Here is a 19,956-nt window from a genome sequence, read left to right as displayed (position 1 = left end):
GAGGATGTACATGGAATACGAAGCGATCCTTCTGGATATTACCGATGATTTGGCGGTTTTGACATTGAACCGACCAGACAAGATGAATGCGCTGACGACGCAGATGCGGGCCGAGATCACCTATACGATGAAAGAAGCGGCTCGCCATGCCAGAGCAATTGTTTTGACAGGGGCTGGGCCTGCGTTCTGTTCTGGCCAGGATCTAGGGGACGCGTCGAGCACAGGAAAGATCGATCTCGAACGAGCATTACGGGATGAATATGAGCCTATGCTTGAGGCGGTTTACGACTGCCCGGTGCCAACGATCGCGGCCGTTAACGGGGCGGCAGCAGGGGCAGGGGCGAATCTCGCACTCTGTGCCGATGTCGTAATCGCAACCGAGAGCGCCTATTTCCTGCAGGCCTTTGCTCGGATCGGATTGCTGCCTGATGCTGGTGGAACTTGGTTCATGCCGCGTCAGATGGGATTTGCCAAAGCGATGGGCGCTGCTTTGTTTGCTGACAAGATCAGCGCGCGTCAGGCGGACGACTGGGGGTTGATCTGGGAAGCAGTCTCTGACGATCAGTTCGACGCGCATTGGCGCGAACGGGCCACCTATTTGGCTAATGGCCCAACTGCCGGGTTCCGGGCAATCAAACAAGCGATCCGGGGGACCTACGATAGAACATTGCCGAAACAGCTTGCCGCCGAGGCGCACCTGCAAGGCGAATGCGGTAGAACCCGTGACTTTGCCGAAGGTGTGGTGGCATTTCTGGAAAAACGCTCCCCGAAATTCGAGGGGCGCTGAGAGATCATTCAGGCGCGGCGGCGACGTCGTGTTCGTCGTTCAGGCGCCGCCTCGTCGCCGGTGCCATCTGAGGCTGAGGTAAACGGACCAAGCGCCGATGTAATCTGATCCAGGGTCGGTCGATCTCCGCGTTGGCTGCTATCCAGTGCTTCCCGCATCTTGCGCAGATGCGCAGGCATGGTGCCACAGCACCCGCCAATAATAGTCGCACCTGCATCTCGGGCCATGACGGCGTATTGGCCCATCAGTTCGGGCGTTCCGTCGTAGTGGATATGTCCGTCCACGTATTTCGGAATGCCCGCGTTTCCCTTGGAAATCAGCGGACGTTCGCTGCCCTGAGCAGCGAAACCAAGCACCGTACGCAAAATGTCGGACGCACCCGTACCGCAATTGGCCCCAAAGGCCACAGGGGGATTGGGTAGGGTTTCGACAATCATCGCCAGATCAGAGGATGTAACACCCATCATGGTCCGGCCCGCGGTGTCAAAGCTCATTGTGCCGCACCAGGGCATGTCGGCCAGTGCAAAGGCCTCAGCTGCGGCACGGAACTCTTCTGGGGCGCTGATGGTCTCAAGCCACAGAACGTCTGCGCCTCCGGCTTTCAACGCCTCTGCCTGCTCATGAAACATCTCGACGGCTTCAGCATGCGAAAGGCTGCCAACGGGCTCCATGATTTCACCGGTCGGGCCAACAGAACCTGCCACAACAATTGGGCGGCCTGCTTTGTCTGCAACTTCACGACCCAGCTCTGCTCCGATACGGTTCAATTCGGTCACACGGTTCTGGGCATCATGCAGTTTTAGACGTGCTGAGGTGCCGCCGAATGTGTTGGTGAGAAACAGATCGCTACCAGCATCGACCGAGCCCTGATACAGCGCGCGAATCTTGTCGGGAGCATCGACGTTCCACAACTCAGGTGCATCACCAGATTGCAGGCCCATGTTGAACAGGTTCGTGCCCGTCGCACCATCCGCAAGAATGACGTCGACGGTTTCAAGTAGAGTGCTGAGCGCGTTTGTCATTGAGGTATTCCAAGAATAAGGCCGTGGCCCGTCAAAATATGAGACGCCCCGTGTCTCATGACCGGGGCGTCAAATCAAATTCATAAAACTCATGAAGATCATGAGTTTTGCATTTTACGCAATCAATCTTCGGCTTCCGCCATAACCTGTTCCTTGGCTTCAACCAGCAGTTCGGCCATTTTCTCACGAATCTTGGCCTCGTCTGCAAGATCGCCAAGATAGCCTTTAACCGCCTCGACGACATCGTCCTCGCTGACATTCTGCAGATCGGTATGGACCAGTTCCTGGCCATATTTCCGCGCTTGCTCTACGGTTTCGCCCTTCAGTGTCGATGCCCAGACAGCCATAAACCGGTTACGGCGCATCCGTGCGATGAACTGCATCTTTTCGTCATGAGCGAATTTGCTTTCAAATGCGGCTTCGCGTTCGTCGAATGTGGTCATTGGTTGGGGACCCCTTGGCTTGAATTCTCTTTCCTGATGATATGACTATACGACGCCTCGGGCGCAAGGTATTTGCGCTGCGTCAAAGCCTCTCGGGGTCGCGAACTTGCGGGAAGGCGGGGCTTGCACTATGAGGGCGCCAACGTAAGGGGACTCATTCCCTTTCCCCAGCCTGGAAAGGTCGCTCATGGCGCGTCGCAAGAAGATTTACGAAGGTAAAGCCAAAATTCTGTATGAAGGCCCGGAACCGGGAACCATCGTGCAGTATTTTAAAGACGACGCCACTGCTTTCAACGCCGAGAAAAAAGATGTCATCGACGGCAAGGGTGTTCTGAACAATCGTTTGAGTGAATTCTTCATGACTGGTCTGGCCCAGATCGGGGTGCCAACGCACTTCATCCGCCGTCTTAACATGCGCGAACAACTGGTGCGGAATTGCGAGATCGTGCCGCTGGAAGTCATCGTGCGCAACTATGCCGCCGGAACGATGTCCAAACGTCTTGGTATCGCCGAGGGGACTCAGCTGCCGCGCCCGATTGTTGAATACTGCTACAAGGACGATGCGCTGGGTGATCCGCTGGTGACTGAAGAGCACATCGCGGCATTCGGCTGGGCTAGCCAGCAGGACATGGACGATATCCTGAGCCTTGCACTGCGTGTGAATGATTTCATGAGCGGTGTAATGCTGGCTGTCGGCATTCGACTGGTCGATTTCAAGATTGAGATCGGGCGCGTGTTCGAAGGTGATTTCCAACGCCTGATCATTGCGGACGAGATCAGCCCCGACAGTTGCCGTCTTTGGGATATCGAAACCGGTCAGAAGTTGGACAAGGATGTGTTCCGCCGCGACTTGGGCAGCCTGACGGATGCCTATTCGGAAGTCGCCCGTCGTCTTGGTGTTCTGCCCAAAAGTAATGTGACCAAGCCAACGCTGATCAACTGATCCTGCCCCGGACGGGCAGGGTTGTCCGACACGCCCAAGCGGGGTATCCCGCGCGCAACGAAACGGATCGGAGAGCGGTCCACCAGTGGAGTTTTCGAAAATGAAGGCACGTGTGCATGTGATGCTCAAGAACGGGGTTCTGGACCCGCAGGGTGAGGCTGTGCGTCACGCATTGGGTGCGATGGGTTTTGATCAGGTCGAAGGTGTCCGTCAGGGCAAAGTGATCGATTTGGAACTGGCCGACGGCGCGACCGAAGCGGACGTAACTAAAATGTGCGAAAAGCTGTTGGCCAACACGGTCATCGAACGCTTCGAGATCGAACTGCTCTGAGTTTTTCCGACCTAGGAGGGTCCGCCATGCGCGCAGCCGTCATCGTTTTCCCCGGTTCCAACTGCGATCGCGATCTCGCTGTCGCCTTCGAACAGGCCGGTTTTTCCGTCGATATGGTCTGGCACAAGGATGCCGCGCTGCCCGAGGGTATCGATATCGTTGGTGTTCCGGGTGGATTTTCCTACGGCGACTATCTGCGCTGTGGCGCGATTGCGGCACAGTCACCGATTTGCAAAGCGCTGGCTTCGCATACCGAGCGTGGTGGTTACGCCGTCGGTATCTGCAACGGGTTTCAAGTTTTGACCGAAACCGGAATTCTGCCCGGCGCACTGCTGCGAAATGCTGGTCTGAAATACATCTGCAAAACTATCGGACTAAAAGTCGAAACCAGCGACAGTGCATTTACCGAAGGGTATAATGCCGGTGATGTGATCGATATCCCGATTGCCCATCATGATGGTAACTATTTCGCCGACGACGCGACCATTTCTGAACTTAAGGATCAGGATCGCATTGCCTTCACTTACGCCGAGAATCCCAACGGTTCGCGCGACGATATTGCGGGCATTTTATCACACAACCGCCGCGTGTTAGGCATGATGCCCCACCCCGAGCGGGCGGCGGATTCAGGCCACGGTGGCACTGATGGAACGGCGCTCTTCCGCGCATTGGCCGGGGTGTTGGCGCCAGCGTGACTTGAGGTCATCAGTCGGGACGCGTAGCGTCAGAACATGACTGCCCAAGATCAATCAGACCGCAACGGGTTCCTGAACCGACTGCGTGGCTCGCCAATGGGCTGGCGGTTGCGTCTTGCTGTGTTCTTGCTGCTGCTTGTAACGGTCGCCACAGTCTGGATTACCAACAGTCTTCTGACCAGCCGTTTCACGGAATCCACCCGCAACCGGGCCGAACTGCGTCTGGCGCTGTATTCCGGTAACTTGCTCAGTGAATTGCGTCGCAATTCCATCGTTCCGCAACTTCTTTCCAGAGACCCAACGCTGATCTCGGCCTTGCAGTCCAGTGACTATACGCTGTCGACTCAGCGGCTGATCTCTTTTGTAGAAGAAATCGGAGCGGCGTCGCTGGTTCTGTTGGACGGAGATGGGCTTACGGTGGCGGCAACCGATCGCAATCGATTGGGTGAGGGGCATCGTAGCTCTCCCTACTTCATTGATGCGATGCGATCGAATGCTACGATATTCTCGGTCATCCCGCGCGAGGCTGGGGGATACAGCTTTGTCTATTCACGCAGAATTGAAGCCAATGCAGAGATACTCGGGGTGATTGTGGTCGAGGTCGATTTGCAAAAATTCGAGCGCGCCTGGGCCGGGATTTCTGATGCAGTGATGGTGACAGACAGCACCGGTGCGATCATTCTGTCGACTGAACCACAATGGCGTGGCCTGGAAGAAGGAAGCGCTATTCTGCGCCAGCCCCCTCAAAGTGCCATTCAACGTGCGATCCGCGCGACGGCCGACTGGAATGCGCTGCCGCCGGATGCTTACTTGCAAGGCGAAGCTGTGATGCGAATGGAAACTCGCATACCGTTCCGGGGCTGGCAGATGACATCGTTCACCACCTATTCGTCAATCCGGGAACGTGTGAACAGCGTCCTCGCGCTTGAAATCATGGCATTTGCGATTCTTCTGGCGCTGACCTTCTATGCGCTCAGTCGCAGGGCCACCTCGCGCATGACTTTGTTCCAGCGAGAGTCGGCGGAGCTTCGCGCATTGAACGCCAGGCTGCAGCGGGAAATCGCTGAGCGAGAAAGGGTTGAAAAGACGCTGGAAGTTGCTGAGCAAACGCTTGCTCAAAGCTCGAAACTGGCGGCTCTGGGTGAGATGTCGGCAGCGGTGAGCCACGAGTTGAACCAGCCGCTGGCCGCTATGAAAACCTATCTGGCAGGCGCGCGTTTGCTGTTGCGTCGGAACCGACCCGAAGAAGCTCTGGCAAGTTTTGGTCGCATTGATGGTTTGATTGAACGGATGGGTGCGATCACGCGCCAGCTAAAGTCGTATGCCCGCAAGGGCGCGGATGCGTTTTCGCCTGTAAATCTAGGCGAAGCACTGGCATCGAGCCTGTCGATGATGGAGCCGCAGCTCCGTCAAAGGCACGTTAAGATAACCCAGATTTTACCCGAAGTCCCTGTTATAGTGATGGGGGATCGGATGCGGATTGAACAGGTTATGGTCAATCTCTTGCGCAATGCGCTGGATGCCACCAAATCTGTAGCTGAACCTGATGTCGAGATTATCCTGGCTACAGGAGATACTGCTGTACTGACCGTACGTGATAATGGCCACGGGATCGAAGATATCGAAAATCTGTTTGAGCCGTTTTATACGACCAAACGCCCCGGAGACGGTGTTGGTCTGGGGCTTGCCATCTCGTCCGGGATCGTAAACGACCATGGCGGACGTTTGACCGCACGAAACGGCCAACAGGGCGGCGCAGTGTTTGAGATGCAATTGCCCATTCTGGGAAGCGACGGCCTTGAGGCCGCGGAATAAAGGAAGTGACTATGGCACAGGCCATGAAAATCGCCATCGTGGATGATGAACAGGACATGCGCCAGTCAATTAGCCAGTGGCTGGCTTTGTCGGGGTATGACACGGAAACCTTCGCCAGCGCCGAAGATGCGCTCAAGGTGCTTGGTCCGGAATATCCGGGGATCGTGATCTCTGACATCAAAATGCCGGGTATGGATGGCATTCAGCTTCTAAAGAAATTGATGGGCGCGGATAGCACATTACCGGTGATTATGATCACAGGGCACGGCGATGTCCCAATGGCCGTCGAAGCCATGCGGGTGGGTGCTTTTGATTTTCTTGAGAAACCGTTCAATCCTGACAAGATGTCTGAACTGGCCAAGAGGGCCAGCAACGCACGACGTTTGACACTGGACAACCGGGCGCTGCGCCGCGAATTGTCGGGTGGCACTCAGATCATGAATAAGCTGATTGGCGCCAGCCCCGTCATGGAACGCTTGCGCGAGGATATTCTTGATCTGGGGCAGGCCGATGGTCACGTTCTGATTGATGGTGAAACGGGGACCGGGAAGACTTTGGTGGCGCATGCCCTGCACGCTGTCGGGAGCCGGGCGGGCAAAAAGTTTGTTCTGGTTTCTTGTGCCGCGTTGGAAGAGGAAGCGTTGTCGAAGCGCTTGTTTGGCCCGATGCTGCCAGAGGATACTCAGTTGCCTGCCATCGAAGAAGCACGAGGCGGGACATTGGTTTTGGAAGATGTCGAAGCGCTGAGCGATACGCTGCAGGCGCGTTTGCTGAGTGTTATGAACGAACAGGGGACGCCTGCGGAAACGCGGATTGTTGCGATCTCGAATCTGCAGGAGGCCGGCAAGACATCCGAGGATGTTTTGCGGCCTGACCTGTTCTACCGGCTTGCGGCCTTGCGCATCACGATGCCGCCGCTGCGTCAGCGCGGCGAGGATATCCTGACTCTGTTTACGCGCTTGAGCGAACAGTTTGCCGAAGAATATGGTTGCGATGCACCCCAGGTCAGCGCACAAGAAGCGGCGCAGCTATTGCAAGCCCCTTGGCCGGGGAATGTTCGGCAGTTGATCAATATTGCCGAGCGCGCAGTGCTTCAATCGCGACGCGGGTCAGGGACGATTGCGTCGCTGCTGATGTCAGATCATGAAGAGATGCAGCCCGTAATGACCACCGAGGGCAAGCCGCTAAAGGAATATGTTGAAGCTTTCGAACGGATGCTGATCGACAATACGATGCGCCGTCATAAGGGATCGATCGCATCCGTGATGGAAGAGCTTTGCCTGCCGCGCCGAACTTTGAATGAAAAGATGGCAAAGTATGGATTGCAGCGCTCGGATTACCTGTAGGCCGGAGAGGGGGCCAGCCCCCTCTTGAGCCTTAGGCTCAATTCACCCACGAGATATTTTCAGCCAGATGAAGAGATCCTGTGCTGTGATCTGTGGGTGTTATTCAGTTTGCCCATTGTCTTTTCCACAGGACTGCTTTTATTGTGTTCGGACGGGCCGGGCGATTTGACGCCCAGAAGTCCCGAATCATTGAGTTTCGCTGCTGATCTGCTGCTGAGGATCATTTCCACGCAGTTCAGCAGGCCGATTGTGCCCCAGCCGGGGCAACTGAGTACCTGAACCCGTTCTGGCGGGTGAAAGGAATAATGGGCAGGCCGCGGCCCTATCCCGTGCCTGTCGGAGAAGAACCGCGATGACGCGCGCGCAACGATTGAGTATACGGGCAGGGGGCCACAGCGCCGCACCCTGCCGCGCGCCGTCTGAAATCGCCCGTACAAGACACCTCCCCAAAAGCGCCTGTCCGCCTGGACGGGTCAGGACAACGCGTTTGGCGCGGTGCACCAAGGACACATGGCTAAGAAAATGCTTATCGATGCCACCCACGCGGAGGAAACCCGCGTTGTGGTGGTCGATGGAAACAAGGTTGAGGAATTTGACTTTGAATCCGAAAACAAACGCCAGCTTGCTGGCAACATCTATCTTGCAAAAGTAACGAGGGTTGAGCCGTCGCTTCAGGCGGCTTTTGTGGATTATGGCGGTAACCGGCACGGGTTTCTGGCGTTTTCTGAGATTCATCCGGATTATTATCAAATCCCGGTCGCCGACCGCGAAGCGCTGATGGAAGAAGAGCGCGCTTATGCCGAAGCCATGAGGGCACGGGATGAGGCGGAGGAATCCAAACCCAAAAAACGTCGCTCGCGCTCACGCAGCAAGGCGGCAGATGTGAAAACGGATGACCCGGTCGAAACCCTCGAAGTTTCGTCCGAACCCACCGGTATGGAAACCATCGATCTGGGAGATGAAACTGAGGAGACCGATCTATCGGTTCCCGAGGGGACTTCGCCCATGGAAACGGTTGCTGAGACCCCTGTAGAGGAACCGGCCGACGAAGCAGTTGACCAGTCGGAAGAGACCGCGATTGAGCAGGTTGCCGAGCAAGAGGCACCCAGCGCGGAAGATTCCTCTGAGGAGCAATCCGAAGCTGTTGCAGGGGATGTCACAGAAGGAGCATCCGAAGAGACTGCCGAGGATGCGGCTCAAGAAGAAGCCGTTGAGGGCTCTGTTGACACGGAGACCTCGGAGGAGGCTGATCAAGACGTGGACGAGAGCGAGGAGGCCAAGGCGCCGGACGCTGCCTCGAAAGACGACTCGATCGAATCCGTAGCGGATGAAGATGATAGCGAGGACATCCGTCCTCCGCGTAAACCGCGCCCACGCCGGTACAAGATTCAAGAAGTCATCAAGGTGCGCCAGGTTTTGCTGGTGCAGGTGGTCAAGGAAGAACGTGGCAACAAGGGTGCGGCGCTGACCACATATCTTTCGTTGGCCGGTCGTTATTGCGTGCTGATGCCAAACACGGCGCGCGGTGGAGGGATCAGCCGCAAGATCACCAACGCGGCCGACCGGAAAAAATTGAAGGACATCGCCTCGGAGATCGACGTACCAACAGGTGCGGGTCTGATCGTGCGCACGGCAGGGGCCAAGCGCACCAAGTCAGAGATCAAGCGCGACTATGAATACCTGCAACGTATGTGGGAACAGATTCGAGAACTGACGCTGCAATCCATCGCGCCGGCAAAGATTTACGAAGAAGGCGACCTGATCAAAAGGTCGATCCGCGATCTCTATAATCGTGATATCGATGAAGTTCTGGTTGAAGGTGAGGGCGGGTATCGCATCGCCAAAGACTTCATGAAGATGATCATGCCGTCCCATGCCAAGAACGTGAAACGGTATGAGGATGCGCTGCCACTTTTCGCGCGTTATCAAGTGGAGAGCTATCTGGCAGGGATGTTCAACCCGACGGTTCAGTTGAAATCGGGTGGCTACATCGTTATCGGCGTGACCGAAGCCCTGGTGGCAATCGACGTGAACTCGGGTCGGGCGACCAAAGAAGGCTCGATCGAGGAAACTGCGCTTAAAACGAACCTAGAGGCCGCAGAAGAGGTGGCACGCCAATTGCGTCTGCGCGATCTTGCGGGCCTGATCGTCATCGACTTCATTGATATGGACGAGCGTAAGAACAACTCGGCTGTTGAAAAACGCTTGAAGGACAAGCTGAAAACAGATCGCGCCCGTATTCAGGTGGGCCGGATTTCGGGCTTTGGTCTGCTTGAGATGAGCCGCCAACGTCTGCGGCCTGGTATGCTTGAAGCGACGACACAGCCGTGCCCGTCTTGCCATGGCACTGGTCTGATCCGATCGGATGACAATATGGCGCTGTCGATATTGCGCCAGATCGAAGAAGAAGGCACCCGCCGCCGTTCGCGTGAGGTTCTGGTGAGGTGTCCGGTCAGCATCGCCAATTTCCTGATGAACCAGAAACGTGAACATATCGCTCAGATCGAGGCGCGGTATGGTTTGTCGGTGCGCATCGAAGGGGATGTGCATCTGGTTAGCCCTGATTTCTCGATGGAGAAGTTCAAAACCGCCAGCCGCGTTGTTCCCGAGGCTACTGCCCCGGTGGTATCGGTGGATGCGTCCCTGATGGATTTGGTCGACGCCACCGAAGAGGAAGAAAGCGAAGAAGAAGTCACAGTACAGACCGAGGAAGAGACCAAGCCCAAGCGCAAGCGTCGTCGGCGTCGGCGCAAGAAGAACGCGGGCGGTTCGGAGGCGTCTGATAGTGATACTGACGAAACTGAGGCCGAGAATAACGCTGAGGCGGCTGAGCGGGCTGAAACTGTTGAGACCGAGCAGGCCGAGGCCGAACCGGTTAATGAGGAAGCGGCTGAGAAACCAGCCAAGCCCAAGAAGCGTCGGGCGCCGCGTCGCCGTAAAAAGGATGCAGATACTGACGCCGATGCCAACGAAACTCAGTCTGCCACAGATGACACGGCGGCTGAACAGGCGAACGAACTAGTTGCTTCCACAGTTGAGGTTTCCGACGCTGAACCAGAGCAAACCCCAGAAGCCCAGAACCCCGGGGAAGCACCCGAACCTGAGGTTGCCGAGGCTCAGCCAGTAGAAGCTTCTGAACAGGCTGAACCGGTGGCCATAGAGGCCGAGGAACAGCCTATAGAGATTGAACCTGAAGTTGTAGAGACTGAGACCCCGGAGCCTGTCCTGGAGGTTGTGACGGAAGAACCTGAACCTGCGCCAGCCAAGCCAAAGCGGCGCGGGTGGTGGTCACTCGGGCAATAAAGAAAAGGCGGGCTGATTGCAAGCCACTATAGATAAATGTTGACGAGCTATCGACCAGCAGTTAGGCTGCTGGTCGTTTTCGTTTAGAAATAAGAACTTGTGACGTGCCGGAACCCAAGAAAGCTTCGCAAAAATCTGCGAACAAAATGAGAACTCGGCTTCCTCGCCTGCCGGGTGGCTTCTCCGTCAATTTTTGCCGCAATCCAATTTGTGACCTTTACGGCGTTTTACCTGACCCAAGAGATGGGCGCGGCCGACCAGCTACTCCTGGTTCGAACATGGCGCGGGGCAAGGTCTCCGGTTCTGGAGATGAGCGCACCTATGTTTGCCCAAGTTGCGGACGGTCTAGCATCCTCAAATCCAACAGGGCATTGGCGGAAGAATACGCAAGGCTCTCCCGCCTGAACAGAAGAACAAAACGTGAAAGTTGTCCGAGTGTTGCATGTATCAATCATGGAGCGACCGTTAGGCTCATGCCGAGCCGGTATCGAAAGTTTGGTAAGACGGCCAAAGGAGATCCAAGATATCAGTGCAAAGCGTGTAAGAAGACCTTCTCGATTGGTCGCTCGACGAGGCGACATAAGCGTAGCGACCTAAATGGTAAAGTCTTTAGATCGTTGGTTAATGGCGTGACACTTTCAGCTATCTCACGATTACTCGATACATCACTTCCGGAAGTCTATTCGAAGATCGACTTCATCCACGAGCAATGCCAAGCCTTTGCGGCAGATCGGGAGAAGCGACTGCCCGAAGTATTTGAAGGAGATAGTCCTCACTTCGCCACGGACACACAAATCCTTCAGGTGAACTGGCCCGACAGAGGTATTCGTAAACTTGTAGAAGTGCGCCACATGTGCACCGTGCACAGCGACAGCAAGTATGTCATTGCGTCTACAACAGATGTTGATCCTGACGTTCACCCGCTTGCCGTCGAAAAGGTGATGGATATTATCGGAGACAAAGAAAAACCTCGTTCTATGCGGGAGAACGCTCGGATTTGGTTTGCCAGTGAATACATCGAGTACATTTGCAAACGACACGAGGCGACAAACCCAAAATCAAGTAGGTGGCACCGTAACAAAAAGCCAAGAGAACTTGATGACGATATCAGGCTCCTTGAAATGGCCGCCAGGGTTCGACAAGACGCGGCCGAGTTTGCGCATATCATGCTGCTCAAGAAGAAGATCGGTCGAAAGTACCGACTGCTGAACTTTTCAGTTGACCGCGATACGGGTGTCTCTTCAGCCTTTTTGGCTGTGTTCAAAAATGAAGTGCAGAAGAGAGTGGTGCGGATTGCAGACGTCACCATGGCAAAGAATGAAAGCCATCCGCGACGCCTGGGGTTTGTGGCTGATGGTAACAAGGAATTAGAGCGCGTGGAGTATTTGATGCGTCAGGCAGGGTACTTGCCTGGAGACGGTGATCAGGCTGTCTCCAGACCACAGGACGGCGCCATGGAGTACCTTTTGGAAGCTTCATTTGGCAATATAGCACTCTCCGATATCAGGGCGGTCCTAATGGATCATACCGGTCAGTCTGAATCGGCCGGCATTCACTATCCGTTCCACTTCATCAACGAGCCGCATAAGCGGGTGATTTTCCGCACTGACCCAACACGATTAGATTTTGCCCAGATGGCCCAGTTCGCAGTTAGGGCGGGAACACATCCGGTGGATATGTATCACGCTCGGGCACGGACCAAGGTCATGGGATTTGAGCGTGGCTTGTCAACCTCGGGGCGCAAAAGCCTTTGGTACTACAAGCAGTACTACAATCCTGTCATGGTCATGAAGCTGGTGGATATCCTGAGGTTTGCCCATAACTACACCGACCTCATGGTAAAAGAACACAAGAGCCCAGCTATGAAGCTCGGTATTGCGAAGGGCTTTGTGTATGATCGGGATCTCTTCAGTTTTTGAATTCGGTAAGCAAAAAAACCGCCGTTCGTTTTTGCATCGCCCGAAGGCCGCTTTGCGGACAAAGTCGCCATCGAAGGCTGAACAATCAAGGACTATTTGCAGCCCAGAGGAGACAATCAAAACCGAGTTTTTTCGCTAACCAAATGCTGGAGGTAACCGCGCTTTGCAGTTGCACTTGATGCCGGCGTAGATCGACCTTAGTGCGATCAAGCACATGTCCCCGAGCCGTGGTCAGACTAGCGACAGAGTTGACGCAGCGCGAGTTTCCGGCCCTGTTCGTTTCTTATGGAACTTGTTTCACGCCCATTCGTTAGAAAAAGTACTTGATTCCAATGTATGGACCATGCTGGTCGACATCATAGGCGAATTCACCGGAACTCAAAGTGTCACTATAGTCTACGCTAAAGTAACGATATCCGAATGTGAGCGCAGCTTTCTCCCACGGCTGATAGTCGAAACCAACGTTTGCGCCAACCTGGAGATCATTTCCACCGGCACCGAACCCGCCAAGTTCCAAAGACGCAATCCCAGTCCATTTCTGGTTTACCCGCCACATTCCGCGTATTCCGACTACTGGTTCGATCCAGCCCTGATCTCCGCCCAATGTAGGTGGATTTCTCGGTCCCGGGGTAGTTAGGTCAATTTCCTGACGAATGGAGTTGTACCTCAGACCGCCTTGGAGATCGATTGCATATCGCTGGCTCCTGCTACCGTACACGCCATTTGCAACACGGTAAGCCCCCAGCACACCAAACCATTTTTGACGAACGTCGACGTTAATCCCGGCACCGAGAGGGCCAGGCAATGTGGTATCCTGTTCGATCCCCACATAATTCGCATCAACGATGATCCCAAAATCCCCGTTCCAAGCCTCGTACCGGCCGGCTGCCGCGAAATCGAGCACATCCAGGACGTCACCAAGGTCCAGATCCAATTCCGCGGATTGTCCAGCCACGGTTGACGTACCTGTGGTTCTTAGGGGTGTGAACAGATAGAATGAGGCTTCATGCCGCCAGCCTGTTTCGTTTTGACCTGGCGCAGGTAGAGACTGAGCGCGGGAATGCCCGGGCATAGATAATACGCCGGACAGAAATACGAGTGCGCTAATTAATCTGAGATGGAGCATCGGAGTTTCCTTGCATATTGGCGGCGGTTAGTAGTTGAATCTGAGACCTATCCCGGCACCTTGGTCGTAGGGTCTGTCAGCACCAATACCGACCAACACATCTGCGTAGAGGGCAATTCCAGGGCTGAGGTTCTTACCGATCTGGAATTCTGCGGTCGCGGGCCACGCATCATTTTCCCAATCGTATGGAGCTTTGATATCTGCTTTGACCCAATACCCGTCACCAAATGGCTGAAGCGCAATAAGGCGCATCGCAGTCTGGCTGACATCGGTCGAACCGTTATATGAAGCAAAGTGCTGGACCAGAGGGATCAGAGTCAGCCCAGTATTAGTGTTTGCAAATGCGAACCCACCAAATGGGGCTATCTGATCCGACCCGGTGCCGATGCCTTCGTCAGGGTCACCAAAATCGAGGATCCACTCCAAACCAAGTGCGGACTTCACGCTCCAGGTGTCATTCAAGGGTTTCTGTGAGGGAAAGTAGATCAGCTTGAAGCTTGTCTTTTCGAACCCGTTGAACCTTTCGCCAGTAGCATTCGTTGAATTGTAGTGGAGCTCGTATTTTAGTTTTAGATCGGGGCGTAACATGTATGCACCATCGACAAAGGCATCCTGACGGTCTGCACCCCGTGCCAAATCGAAGTACTGATATCGAATGTCGGTGTTGTTAATCGCAGCCAATGGATTTGACGCGTTTTCCTCAGCTTCGGAAGCAGAGCCTACCACGACCAGTGCATAGATCAGAGGAACAAGACAATGGAAGTTGCGTAACATCATACACCTGGGAGAAGTTGGATGGTCAGGTTAGACGGCGACAGGTTCTCGCCGCCGTCTACCTTCATCATTGCCAGCTGGAGAAGACTTCTCGGGTCAACTCGCTTTCGGGACGAAGGTTCTCAATACCTTCATACGGCACACCCTTGCCCAGCGGCAGATGCGGGTGTTTTGCAATGGTTTTCTCATGCCGCTTCACCATGTCTTGGAATGATGCACCGGACCATAATGAATACCCGACAAGCGGATGTTCTTCACGTGGGTCGCGATAGACATTGAACACGGGGGCTGCAGCTCCGGGCTGACCGGGGGCCGGCAAATGCATTTTGAACTCTTGCTTCACGACTGAACGCAACACGGGCCCTTCGTACACATAGACGTAGTCGCGACGCGAGTTGCCTTCACCTTCAAGTAGCAGCGCAGTCTGGTCAATGCCGTCGATCACGCGGTCGCGCGGGATGCGGTCAGTTGCGCCTGCGATCCGCGCGAAGGTGGTGAACAGGTCAGATACATGCACGATGTCACCTGCTGCACTACCTGGCTCAATAGCGCCGGGCCAGCGGATGAACGCGTCAGTTCGCACACCGCCTTCAAGGTGCTGCGTCTTGCCGCCGCGATAAATCAACTGGTTCAGACCGGACGTTCCTTCGTAGTGATACATCAAGCCATTGTCAGCCATGATCATGACGACGGTGTTGTTCGCCTTGCCAGTTTCATCCAGCTTAGTCAGAACCTCACCGATCCAGCCGTCCAGAACCTGCAACTTGTCGGCATGAACGCCACCATTGCGGGAAACGGCTTGATCCGGATAAGCAAAATTCAGCGGATAGAGTGGCCAGTATTGCATAAAGAATGGGTCGTCCTGCGAGGCGAGGCGGTCTAGCTGTTCCAGTGCCTGTCGCTGATAGCGCAGGTTCATTTCTTCGTATTTGGCCTGTGTCCATTCTTCGCCCGGCGCCATGTCGACTTCGCGAGCCAAGCCGCCTACTTCCCCTTCAACGCCGGTTACCAGACCGTAGGGCTTGAATCGCTCATCCAGCTGGAATTGGTTGGACTGACCGGATGGATGGAAGCCAAGCATGTTGTTGGCAACCATAGCATCCCGGGTCATCAGGCTGAGTTGAACCTGCTGATGCAAGGGGAATGCGGCCCAATCAAACCCTTGGTTGTGCGGATAGGCCTGCTCAATATCGCCCTGGTGCCATTTCCCAACATGCGCAGTGTTGTATCCTTCTTCCTTCAGGATCTCGGCAATCGTGACTTCTTCAGCTGCAAGACCTTCGCCAACCAGCGCAACTTTGACCTCTTCAACGCCGGCGCGCACCGGATGACGACCGGTCAACATGGCCGTTCGTGTCGGTGTGCAGGATGGCTCAGTATACATCCTCATCAAGGACATACCTTCGGTGGCAAAGTCGTTGATGTTGGGCGTATCGAAACCGGTGACGTAGTTCATCGTCCGGTTACCCATTTGACCGAAGCTGACATCGTCGATCAGGATATACAGGATATTGGGCGGCTGGCCGCCATTGGCGTCGCGGATCTCGGCAAGTTTCGCCTCAATCTCGGTGTCCTGCGCATCCCATTGCTCTCCAAACTGTGCGCGCAAGAACTCAAACTCTCCATCATGGATGATGGGCGCATCCTGGGCAAAACCCGCGCCAGCCATCAGCACCATGGCTGAGGCATGTTTCAATAATGATCTCATCGGTATCCCTTCCCCTATGGATTACATCTTTCCTGCGCGCCGCAGCGATTGGAGGATTTCATCCCGAAGACCATCCAGGGTATCGCGGATATCGCAGGCGAATTGGTACGAGTGGCTTCCCGGCTCCGAGTTCATTGACAGAAACTCGTCACATAGAAGCTGATAGTCGCGGCAGATCTCATCGAATTCCGTATCCGCGCGCCGTAAATCCGCAATTGCGGTTTGGTGATCGGGAAACAGGGTATCAAAGGCGTAACGTTCCAATTGCGATGACTCATTCGATGGATCAGCAGACTGCCCTGAGTTTTCGCCGAATTCACTTCTCACAAAAGGTTTATCGGGGCATAATACGGTGTAATCTAATGCGTAACTTACTGAAAATATGGATTTAACCAAAGACACATCTACTGCACTGAATGAGGGCGGGTCACCTGTGCCCAAAGATGTTCGGGCGGCACTTCAGCGGCTTGTCAAATCTTCGACCTTCGCGGGTTCGCAGCGATTGCAGGACTTTTTGGTGTATGTGGTCGAAGAATCGCTCAACGGTCGGGCCGATGATATTCGTGCCAAGACCATCGCCATGGATGTTTATGGTGGGACCCCGTCAGAGATGTCGCGCCGTGAAAACGTGGTTCGGGTCGATGCTGGTCGACTGCGTCGCAAGCTTGCCGAATACTATGCCAAAGACGGTCTCGAAGAAGGCACGATATTCGACCTGCCAAAGGGCGGCTATGCACCTGAGATTCTGGTCAGGTCGCCCGAGACGTTTCAGCCTCCTCCGGCTGGGTCGGAAATCAGAGCAAACACTTGGCGTCGCCCGTTCGTTGGAGTTGCCGGCCTCTTCGTTCTAGCCTGTTTTGTCGTTGCTGTTGTGGTGCTATCGAAAAAACTGGCGGATCCAGTCGGTTCGCCAGCCGACGGACTGAGTCGTGACGAGCGCAGCGCCATATTTGATGCATCCCCTATGCGCCTTCAGGCTGTAAATCTGGCCAATACTGGTCGTGATCTAATCTTTCCGGCCTTGGAACCTGCGCGTCTTGACGCGGCCTTAACCATATTCAAGGGGGCAATTGAAAACGACGAAAGCTACTTCGGCGGTCATGCAGGCGCTGCGCAGGTCGCTGCGACAATTGCTGTGCTTACATCAGATGCCGACCTAGCTAAGGAAATGTTGAACTACGCCGACGCTCAGGCAAACAGGGCCATCGAGTTGGCCCCGGAAACGGGGTGGAGTCAGTCCGCAATGGCCTGGGTCAAGTTTGCCAAGGGAAACTGGCCTGAGGCCATAGAATTTGCGCAAAGAGCACGGCGTTTGGCACCGCACGACGTACATGTTTTGGAGTTCGTCTCGCTGGTTCTTCTCTATTCCGGTTCATTTGAACAAGTCGTAGAAATTAGCGAGGACGCACTTTCAAAAATCAAACTAGAGCGGGGTTATGTGTTTCAGAACGCGATGGGGTCAGCAAAGTTCCATATGAAGGACTATGAAGGCGCTGTGTCAGCCTTTGAACGAGTAACGGAAAAAGGCGGCCCTGTCGGACCTGTAACCGTTGCTTACCTAATGGCGTCACATCAGATGTTGGGGAATAAGGCTGAAGCTCAGACTCTATCTGAACAACTGTCACGCGAGTGGCCTGACAGTCGCGTGGGTGCGCTGTTTGAGAAGCTTTTTGCAAATCCGCAATACGGGGAAGACCTTGGTAACGCAATGAGACAGGCCAATTGGAAGCCACCAAGTTAGGAGTTTGAATTCGAATTGCGGCCGCTATTTCTCGCAATGCGGTCGTTCGCTACAACTTGCTTGAACGTCTAATTTGCGGACAAAGCCGACCTTGGAGAAAAGCGAGGTAATGCTTGAAAAATCTTGCTTCCGCTGGGATGGTTTATCCGACAGAATTTTCTGAGGAATTTCGAATGCATTTTCCCAAACTTGCCGCAGTTTCGTCGATTGCTCTTGCAATAACCAGTTCGCAAGCGCTCTCCCAGGATGGGGGACCGATACTGTTCACAAACGTCAACGTGTTTGATGGTGTGAATGAGGAAATGATTGCAAATGCCAATGTCGTTGTAACCGACAATCTGATCACAGATGTGTCCTCAGAACCCCTCGCCGTCGCCAATGGTATCGTCATCGACGGTGGCGGGCGCACGTTGATGCCGGGCCTGATCGACGTGCACTGGCACACGCTTTACTGTTGCAATCCGCAGAGTGTGGTTGTGACCGGCGATATTCTTGAGGTCGCGGTGCGGGGTGCCATCGGGTCCGAAGGCACGTTAATGCGCGGCTTTACAACGGTGCGCGACGTTGGCGGCAATTCATTTGCCATAAAACGGATGATTGACGCAGGCGAGATCGAAGGCCCCCGTATTCTGCCGTCCGGCCCACCCGTGACACAAACCGGCGGCCACTTTGACTATCGCCCCTACCAAGCGGTTCCGACGAACGGCGCGGATTCGCAATGGTACTGGTACAGCGTTGGTTTGATGGCGCAGGCTGATGGTGTTCCGGAAGTGGTCAAACGCGCGCGTGAAATCATGCGCATGGGCGCAAGCCAGCTTAAGATTTCCACCGGTGGCGGGGTGTCATCTACCTATGACCCTCTGGATGTACGCCAATACACCAAGGCCGAAATCGAGGCATTCGTAGAGGTGGCTGACACCTACAACACCTATGTTGCATCTCATGTCTTCACGGACGAGGCAGTGGAGATAGCCGTTGCCGCTGGCGTTAAGTCCATCGAGCATGGCTTCTTGATGAGCCGCGAAACGATGGAACTGATGCGCGACAACGACGTGTGGTTGTCAGTGCAGCCTCTTCTGGATGACGAGGATGGCTTTTCTTTCGACGACCCTGTTAGCCAGCAGAAATGGATCGACGTCACCAACGGTACAGATTTCACCTACAAAACGGCGAAAGAAGTTGGCGTGAAAGTCGCTTTCGGCACCGACATCCTGTTCGATCCCAAACTGGCCGAACGTCAAGGCGCGTTCCTTGCCAAGTTGCAGCGCTGGTACACGCCATACGAGGTGCTGAAAATGGCGACTTCAACCAATGCTGAACTGCTCAAACTCTCAGGCCCGCGCCACCCCTATCAACAAGGCGATTTGGGTGTAATCGCAAAGGGCGCTTATGCCGACTTAATCCTTGTGGACGGCAATCCGCTGCAAGATATCGACCTGATCGCAGACCCGCATGAGAATTTCGATCTGATCATGAAAGACGGCAAAGTCTACAAGAACACGCTGGACTGAGTTCCAGATGAAGTCCTTTGCTCAAAGCCAGCTTTGTAACGACTGCTCGGGGCTCGAAGCGGTACTTCGCTGCACCAAAATCGAACGTCTGATAATTGGCGCCAGTTTTGGAACTTCCCAATCTGAGCACAAAAGGAAAGAGGCTAAACTCTCAGCCTCTTTCAACATTTACCTATAGGGCCTTGGGCTGATTGGCCCGCCTTTTTCTTTAATACTATCGTGACGAGTCGCTAGACGGATTTTCGGATCAAATAGATCTGATGACCATCTACACTGTCTTGTGAAATGAGCGTGTGACCCGCCTCAGTACAGAAATGCGGCACGTCGATTATCGCCGCCGGATCATCAGCAAGCAGGCGCAGGACACCACCTGCAGGTAAGGATTTAAGCCTTTTTCGGGCCTTGAGGACGGGTAGAGGGCATAACAATCCCAGCGCATCCAATGTATCTGTCTCATCTGTCATTCGGTTGAGATATTTCCAACAAGGGGCA

The 19,956-nt window shown here is 54.7% G+C and carries 17 protein-coding genes; 10 read left to right on the top strand and 7 right to left on the bottom strand.

Annotated elements, in window-relative coordinates:
* Positions 1 to 10: 10 nt before the first annotated feature.
* Complete coding sequence (locus tag AC2FI7_RS04610; protein WP_496815381.1) at positions 11 to 787, top strand: enoyl-CoA hydratase-related protein; 777 nt, start codon at positions 11 to 13, stop codon at positions 785 to 787.
* A gap of 8 nt (positions 788 to 795) precedes the next feature.
* On the opposite strand, the gene bmt is transcribed toward AC2FI7_RS04610, so the two are convergent.
* Both bmt and AC2FI7_RS04600 read right to left on the bottom strand, forming a co-directional pair.
* Positions 796 to 1,809 (bottom strand): betaine--homocysteine S-methyltransferase, encoded by a 1,014-nt coding sequence (gene bmt / locus AC2FI7_RS04605; protein WP_010439907.1) that lies wholly within the window; start codon positions 1,807 to 1,809, stop codon positions 796 to 798.
* Positions 1,810 to 1,931: 122 nt separating this feature from the next.
* Positions 1,932 to 2,252 carry a DUF1476 domain-containing protein gene (locus AC2FI7_RS04600; protein WP_010439909.1) on the bottom strand — a complete coding sequence of 107 codons (321 nt, stop codon included), beginning with the start codon at positions 2,250 to 2,252 and terminating at the stop codon, positions 1,932 to 1,934.
* 187 nt (positions 2,253 to 2,439) lie between these two features.
* Between AC2FI7_RS04600 and purC the strand changes: the two genes are divergently transcribed.
* The 7 genes from purC to AC2FI7_RS04565 all read left to right on the top strand — a co-directional run bounded on the left by purC (position 2,440) and on the right by AC2FI7_RS04565 (position 12,604).
* Positions 2,440 to 3,195 carry a phosphoribosylaminoimidazolesuccinocarboxamide synthase gene (gene purC / locus AC2FI7_RS04595; protein ID WP_010439911.1) on the top strand — a complete coding sequence of 252 codons (756 nt, stop codon included), beginning with the start codon at positions 2,440 to 2,442 and terminating at the stop codon, positions 3,193 to 3,195.
* Positions 3,196 to 3,295: 100 nt separating this feature from the next.
* Entirely contained in the window at positions 3,296 to 3,526 is a 231-nt protein-coding gene (purS, locus tag AC2FI7_RS04590) for a phosphoribosylformylglycinamidine synthase subunit PurS (protein WP_010439914.1), read from the top strand.
* A 26-nt stretch (positions 3,527 to 3,552) separates the two neighbouring features.
* Positions 3,553 to 4,221: a phosphoribosylformylglycinamidine synthase subunit PurQ gene (purQ, locus tag AC2FI7_RS04585; protein ID WP_010439918.1), complete on the top strand. Its 669-nt coding sequence runs from the start codon at positions 3,553 to 3,555 to the stop codon at positions 4,219 to 4,221.
* 36 nt (positions 4,222 to 4,257) lie between these two features.
* A complete protein-coding gene (locus AC2FI7_RS04580) occupies positions 4,258 to 6,036 on the top strand; it encodes a sensor histidine kinase (protein WP_496815377.1) in 1,779 nt (592 codons plus the stop codon).
* An 11-nt stretch (positions 6,037 to 6,047) separates the two neighbouring features.
* Positions 6,048 to 7,382 carry a sigma-54-dependent transcriptional regulator gene (locus AC2FI7_RS04575; protein ID WP_010439922.1) on the top strand — a complete coding sequence of 445 codons (1,335 nt, stop codon included), beginning with the start codon at positions 6,048 to 6,050 and terminating at the stop codon, positions 7,380 to 7,382.
* Between the two features lie 510 nt (positions 7,383 to 7,892).
* Entirely contained in the window at positions 7,893 to 10,685 is a 2,793-nt protein-coding gene (locus AC2FI7_RS04570) for a ribonuclease E/G (RefSeq protein ID WP_120981136.1), read from the top strand.
* A 146-nt stretch (positions 10,686 to 10,831) separates the two neighbouring features.
* Positions 10,832 to 12,604 (top strand): transposase, encoded by a 1,773-nt coding sequence (locus AC2FI7_RS04565; protein ID WP_496833263.1) that lies wholly within the window; start codon positions 10,832 to 10,834, stop codon positions 12,602 to 12,604.
* A gap of 310 nt (positions 12,605 to 12,914) precedes the next feature.
* Here AC2FI7_RS04565 and AC2FI7_RS04560 read toward each other — a convergent pair whose 3' ends face one another.
* From AC2FI7_RS04560 to AC2FI7_RS04545, 4 genes are all read right to left on the bottom strand, one after another.
* Positions 12,915 to 13,676, bottom strand: a complete 762-nt coding sequence (locus AC2FI7_RS04560; protein ID WP_010443741.1) for a hypothetical protein — start codon at positions 13,674 to 13,676, stop codon at positions 12,915 to 12,917.
* Between the two features lie 81 nt (positions 13,677 to 13,757).
* Positions 13,758 to 14,504 carry a hypothetical protein gene (locus AC2FI7_RS04555; protein ID WP_010443742.1) on the bottom strand — a complete coding sequence of 249 codons (747 nt, stop codon included), beginning with the start codon at positions 14,502 to 14,504 and terminating at the stop codon, positions 13,758 to 13,760.
* A gap of 67 nt (positions 14,505 to 14,571) precedes the next feature.
* A complete protein-coding gene (locus AC2FI7_RS04550; protein WP_496833261.1) occupies positions 14,572 to 16,212 on the bottom strand; it encodes a sulfatase-like hydrolase/transferase in 1,641 nt (546 codons plus the stop codon).
* A 21-nt stretch (positions 16,213 to 16,233) separates the two neighbouring features.
* Complete coding sequence (locus tag AC2FI7_RS04545) at positions 16,234 to 16,539, bottom strand: hypothetical protein (RefSeq protein WP_010443744.1); 306 nt, start codon at positions 16,537 to 16,539, stop codon at positions 16,234 to 16,236.
* Between the two features lie 55 nt (positions 16,540 to 16,594).
* Here AC2FI7_RS04545 and AC2FI7_RS04540 point away from each other — a divergent pair, with 55 nt between their 5' ends.
* Entirely contained in the window at positions 16,595 to 17,953 is a 1,359-nt protein-coding gene (locus AC2FI7_RS04540) for a tetratricopeptide repeat protein (protein ID WP_010443745.1), read from the top strand.
* A gap of 173 nt (positions 17,954 to 18,126) precedes the next feature.
* Positions 18,127 to 19,464, top strand: coding sequence for a metal-dependent hydrolase family protein (locus AC2FI7_RS04535; protein WP_281973867.1), 1,338 nt, complete (start codon positions 18,127 to 18,129; stop codon positions 19,462 to 19,464).
* A gap of 230 nt (positions 19,465 to 19,694) precedes the next feature.
* Here the strand turns inward: AC2FI7_RS04535 and AC2FI7_RS04530 are convergent, their stop codons facing one another.
* Positions 19,695 to 19,928, bottom strand: a complete 234-nt coding sequence (locus tag AC2FI7_RS04530) for a sulfurtransferase TusA family protein (RefSeq protein WP_010439924.1) — start codon at positions 19,926 to 19,928, stop codon at positions 19,695 to 19,697.
* Positions 19,929 to 19,956 lie beyond the last annotated feature (28 nt).

This window comes from Ruegeria sp. YTSA064 (assembly GCF_059610325.1).
The sequence above is the reverse complement of the archived record's forward strand: the minus strand, read 5'-3'. Positions and strand labels throughout refer to the sequence as shown.

Coding starts and splice junctions, on each gene's coding strand:
- AC2FI7_RS04550 (WP_496833261.1), bottom strand. CDS start 16,212: ATGAGATCATTATTGAAACATGCCTCAGCCATGGTGCTGATGGCTGGC.
- AC2FI7_RS04540 (WP_010443745.1), top strand. CDS start 16,595: ATGGATTTAACCAAAGACACATCTACTGCACTGAATGAGGGCGGGTCA.
- AC2FI7_RS04610 (WP_496815381.1), top strand. CDS start 11: ATGGAATACGAAGCGATCCTTCTGGATATTACCGATGATTTGGCGGTT.
- AC2FI7_RS04560 (WP_010443741.1), bottom strand. CDS start 13,676: ATGCCCGGGCATTCCCGCGCTCAGTCTCTACCTGCGCCAGGTCAAAAC.
- purQ (WP_010439918.1), top strand. CDS start 3,553: ATGCGCGCAGCCGTCATCGTTTTCCCCGGTTCCAACTGCGATCGCGAT.
- bmt (WP_010439907.1), bottom strand. CDS start 1,809: ATGACAAACGCGCTCAGCACTCTACTTGAAACCGTCGACGTCATTCTT.
- AC2FI7_RS04580 (WP_496815377.1), top strand. CDS start 4,258: ATGACTGCCCAAGATCAATCAGACCGCAACGGGTTCCTGAACCGACTG.
- AC2FI7_RS04535 (WP_281973867.1), top strand. CDS start 18,127: ATGCATTTTCCCAAACTTGCCGCAGTTTCGTCGATTGCTCTTGCAATA.
- AC2FI7_RS04565 (WP_496833263.1), top strand. CDS start 10,832: ATGAGAACTCGGCTTCCTCGCCTGCCGGGTGGCTTCTCCGTCAATTTT.
- AC2FI7_RS04555 (WP_010443742.1), bottom strand. CDS start 14,504: ATGTTACGCAACTTCCATTGTCTTGTTCCTCTGATCTATGCACTGGTC.
- AC2FI7_RS04575 (WP_010439922.1), top strand. CDS start 6,048: ATGGCACAGGCCATGAAAATCGCCATCGTGGATGATGAACAGGACATG.
- AC2FI7_RS04530 (WP_010439924.1), bottom strand. CDS start 19,928: ATGACAGATGAGACAGATACATTGGATGCGCTGGGATTGTTATGCCCT.
- AC2FI7_RS04570 (WP_120981136.1), top strand. CDS start 7,893: ATGGCTAAGAAAATGCTTATCGATGCCACCCACGCGGAGGAAACCCGC.
- AC2FI7_RS04600 (WP_010439909.1), bottom strand. CDS start 2,252: ATGACCACATTCGACGAACGCGAAGCCGCATTTGAAAGCAAATTCGCT.
- purC (WP_010439911.1), top strand. CDS start 2,440: ATGGCGCGTCGCAAGAAGATTTACGAAGGTAAAGCCAAAATTCTGTAT.
- purS (WP_010439914.1), top strand. CDS start 3,296: ATGAAGGCACGTGTGCATGTGATGCTCAAGAACGGGGTTCTGGACCCG.